Here is a 253-nt window from a genome sequence, read left to right as displayed (position 1 = left end):
TCGCAAATCGAAGTCGTTGGTGCCAAGTTGCGCGCCATGATGCCTTGGATTGCTGCCAACAAACTTGTTGATAAAACAAAGAACTAATCTGATTTAAATCAGTATGCAGTTCAAACACGCCCCTCGGTGAACTGACCCCATAAAGTTGGACAGTTTAAAAGCGGATTAGGGCCTCAAGGGTTGAGTTCTGTATTGCACAGGACTCAGCCCTTTGAGTTTTGTCTTGATCCGGTCGTTGTTGTAATAGTGAATA

At 44.3% G+C, this 253-nt stretch carries 1 protein-coding gene; it reads right to left on the bottom strand.

Annotated features, from left to right (window positions below; all coding sequences use genetic code 11):
- Positions 1–165: 165 nt before the first annotated feature.
- Positions 166–253: IS3 family transposase (locus QWY27_RS15315; protein WP_290195450.1), on the bottom strand; the 88-nt coding region annotated here is incomplete at its 5' end.

Origin of the sequence: Zwartia vadi, assembly GCF_030410375.1 — a bacterium.
GTDB lineage: Bacteria > Pseudomonadota > Gammaproteobacteria > Burkholderiales > Burkholderiaceae_B > Zwartia > Zwartia vadi.
Note: the sequence above shows the minus strand (reverse complement) of the source record. Positions and strands in the feature narration are given on the sequence as shown.